Genomic DNA, 3628 nt, shown 5'->3' on the forward strand with positions numbered 1-3628 from the left:
AATTCACATAACAAACAGTTTAAGAGGGATTCAGCACGCGTGGCATTTTTGGTATGCGGTGGTTTCGGTGTTGAAGTGCCATACAGTAACATCGGTGTTGCGTGCTTCACCCCTTAACTGGGCGTTAACTGGCGCAGAAAATACGAAAGCACAATGATACAGTTTCTAGGTTCAGAGATTTAGCGTGTTCGGTCGGTTTCCGTAGCTGAGCTAATGCGACTAATTTCAGTTTGATACTTAAGTTTACTGATGTGAAAGGCGGCACAAAGCCTTCTAATAATATAAGGCATTCGCGATTAGTTCGGCGCACTTACATCGCCGAAGTATGGTGTTGTGAGACGCATTTCAAACTAAAGATAAACGGTGATTTTTTTCTTAAATACATATTTGAGTTAGCTTTGCTAATCATTGATTAGCAAAACGAGCTTTGGCGAAAGTGGCTGAAAGATCGGCGAAAACTGAAAGGCGCTCAGTTAACAAACTGTTCAAGAGGGATTCGCAACGCGTGGCATTTTCACTATGCGTTGGTTTTAGTGTTTAAGGTGGTATGCGGCGGCTTTGGTATTGCGTTGCTCACCCCTTAACAGGGCGTTAGCAATCCCCGAAAAATTAGGTTCTGTAATTATGCAATTAGTGTTCGATACTAGAGAACATTTGAATATTGTTTGGAAATTAGCTGAGCAGATTTCAGTTAAAAGGCAAGGTCATAACGAATTTATAAGCGCAATGTTTTTTGTTTCTATAAGCCACTGTGATGCGGTGCAAACTCTTGTAGAAAAGAAAAATTTTGCTTCGGCATTCTCTTTGGTTCGACCTACTTTAGAAAACACTTTTAGGGCAGTTTGGCGCAAATAAAGATCAAGCGAATAAGGCGATTTACAAAGATAAATGGAATGCGGTAGGAAAGAATATTGAGCTTATAGAGGAGGAATATGAAGACAGTATGCTCTTTAGCAAACTATGGGAAATGCTAAAGCCTTTTGTACATGACTTTACACATGGTGGGTCAGAACTTACTTCTAGACATATTTCTAAAGGTGGTTTTATAACTCCTACTATAGATGATCAAGAAGTTAGGTTCTTGTTGCAGTTAACTGTTTTAGTTTCTACGTATGTTCTCGCGGAGCTTGTTGAGCTTTCTGGTGAAAAACAATTTGAACCATATGTCGAGAAATTAGCAAATCAAACTTGCACAAAAGTGTTTGGGACCGATTGCTAACAAATTGTTCAAGAGTGATTCGGCACGCGTGGCATTTTTACTGTGCGTGGGCTTTAGTGGTTAAGGTGTTATGCGTAAGCATTGGTATTGCGTGCCTCACACCTTAACAAGGCGTTATATTGCCCCGATAAATTCGGCTATTTAGAGCTTTAAAATGATAAGAAAGTACAACGAAAATGACATGGATTCAGTTCTTGAAATTTGGCTTAAAGCGTCAGTTAAAGCTCACGATTTCATTTCGGCTGAGTTCTGGGAATCTCAAGTAGAAAACATGCGTAGCATCTACATTCCAGCTTCAGAAACTTACGTTTACGAAGCTGAGTCGAAAGTATTCGGCTTTTACGCACTGTATGAAAGTAGCCTAGCTGCTATATTTGTCTCTCCTGAACTTCAAGGTAAAGGCATTGGTAAGCAGCTATTGAGTCATGCTAAAACTCAGAGGGCGGTATTGAGTCTTTCTGTATACAAGGAAAATCAGGCTAGTTATCAATTCTATTTGTCTCAAGGCTTCAAAGTCGTGAGTGAGCAATTGGATGAGTACACTGGACATTCCGAATACACAATGAGTTCGGGCATATAACAAACTGTTCAAGAGGGATTCGCAACGCGTGGCATTTTCACTATGCGTTGTTTTTAGTGTTTAAGGTGTTATGCGGCGGCATCGGTATTGCGTTGCTCACCCCTTAACAGGGCGTTAAGTGCAATCAGCGAGAGTCACATCAAAAAAGTAGGGAAGTATGAGCATTAATATAAAATGGGATGGTGATTGTCGCTTTAAAGTGTCAACTGAAGGCGGTTTTACGTTTAATGTTGACGCTACAAGTGAGAAAACCCCTTGTCCAACGGAAGTTCTATTGTCGGCTTTAGGTTCATGTAGTGCTACGGATGTCGTCTTGTTACTACAAGATCAAGGTTTTGAAGTTCAAGGTCTAGAAAATACGGTTACTTTTGCCCTAACGGAATCAGAACCTCGTTTATATAAATCGGCAAACTTACACTTTACAGTAAATGGCAGTGGTTTTAAGGAATCTGACATTTTGCGAGCAGCTCAAGAAGCGGTGGAAAAGCATTGTCATGTTTGTCTTATGTTGAGCCCTACGATCGATATCACTTGTTCAGCCGAAGTGGGTAAAAATTGCACTTAACAAAGCGTTTAAGAGGGATTTGGCACGCGTGGCATTTTTAACATGCGTTGAGTTTAGTGTTTAAGGTGCTTTGCAGAAGCTTTTGTATTGCGTGCCGGCACCCCTTAACGCGGCGTTATACGCTTTTGAGGAAATAATCCAATATGAACAAGGTAGTATTCAGAAATTGCGATGAGAATAGTCAGTATTGGGTTGCTCTAGAGAAGCTGTTTCAAACAGAATGGTCTGATTTTCTGTTCGTAGATACTGATAATCCAGAATACAATCTTCCACCGGTAATTGTCGCTCTCAGAGACAATCAAGTTATCGGTGGTCTTGCTTACTCGCGCTTTAAAGAACCTCATGGTGACTCAGAAGTTATTTGGTTTAATGCTGTTTATGTTTCACCAGAGTGGCGTGGTCAAGGTATTGCTAGTGAACTGATTAACCGAGGTGTTAGTCAAGTATCAGCAGCAACTCAAAGTAACCTGTATGCTTACACAAATGTACCATCGTTGTACGAGTCATTAGGTTGGTTAGCGGTTGATATTGAAAATGAGCCAAATCATAAGGTTATGAAATTTTCGTTGTAGCGTCAGCACGCGTATAACAAAGCATTTAAGAGTGATTCGCAACACTTGGCAGTTTCGCTTCGCTCAAGTATAGCCAAGCGCCGCTCACACCTTAATGCGGCGTTAACTGGCGCAGAAAATACGAAAGTACATTGATACGGTTTCTAGGTTCAGAGGTTTATCGTGTTCGGTCGGTTTCCGTAATTGAGCTAATGCGACTAATTTCAATTTGGTACTTAAGTTTACTGATGTGAAAGGCGGCACAAAGCCTTCTAATAATATAAGGCATTCGCGATTAGTTCGGCGTACTTACATCGCCGAAGTATGGTGTTGTGAGACGCATTTCAAACTAAAGATAAACGGTAATCTTTTGGTTAAATACATATTTGAGTTAGCTTTACTAATCATTGACTAGGAAAACCAGCTTTGGCTAAAGGGGCTGTAAGATCGGCGAAAACTGAAAGGCGCTCAGTTAACAAACTGTTCAAGAGGGATTCGCAACGCGTGGCATTTTCACTATGCGTTGGTTTTAGCGTTTAAGGTGGTATGCGGCGGCTTTGGTATTGCGTTGCTCACCCCTTAACAGGGCGTTAGCTTTCTTTGGGAGAATAAAGTGAGTCAATATTTGATCGAACCAGAAGTTCCTGGGTGCTTGGGTGAAAATACTTTGGCAAATTTCGATTTGCATCCACCGATAATAGAAAAGCTACATT

The 3628-nt window shown here is 40.9% G+C and carries 4 protein-coding genes; all 4 read left to right on the plus strand.

Annotation, left to right across the window (positions count from 1 at the left end; genetic code table 11):
- Positions 1-624: 624 nt before the first annotated feature.
- The 4 genes from F7Y48_RS23400 to F7Y48_RS23420 all read left to right on the plus strand — a co-directional run bounded on the left by F7Y48_RS23400 (position 625) and on the right by F7Y48_RS23420 (position 2936).
- Positions 625-855: a DUF6988 family protein gene (locus F7Y48_RS23400; protein ID WP_316685444.1), complete on the plus strand. Its 231-nt coding sequence runs from the start codon at positions 625-627 to the stop codon at positions 853-855.
- Between the two features lie 518 nt (positions 856-1373).
- Positions 1374-1799, plus strand: a complete 426-nt coding sequence (locus F7Y48_RS23405) for an N-acetyltransferase (protein ID WP_053808621.1) — start codon at positions 1374-1376, stop codon at positions 1797-1799.
- A 157-nt stretch (positions 1800-1956) separates the two neighbouring features.
- On the plus strand, positions 1957-2364 hold the full coding sequence (locus tag F7Y48_RS23415; RefSeq protein ID WP_316685445.1) for an OsmC family protein: 408 nt from the start codon (positions 1957-1959) through the stop codon (positions 2362-2364).
- A 143-nt stretch (positions 2365-2507) separates the two neighbouring features.
- Entirely contained in the window at positions 2508-2936 is a 429-nt protein-coding gene (locus tag F7Y48_RS23420; RefSeq protein WP_316685446.1) for a GNAT family N-acetyltransferase, read from the plus strand.
- The last annotated feature ends 692 nt before the right edge of the window (positions 2937-3628 follow it).

The organism is Vibrio sp. 2-1-2a (genome assembly GCF_032648565.1).
GTDB lineage: Bacteria > Pseudomonadota > Gammaproteobacteria > Enterobacterales > Vibrionaceae > Vibrio > Vibrio diabolicus.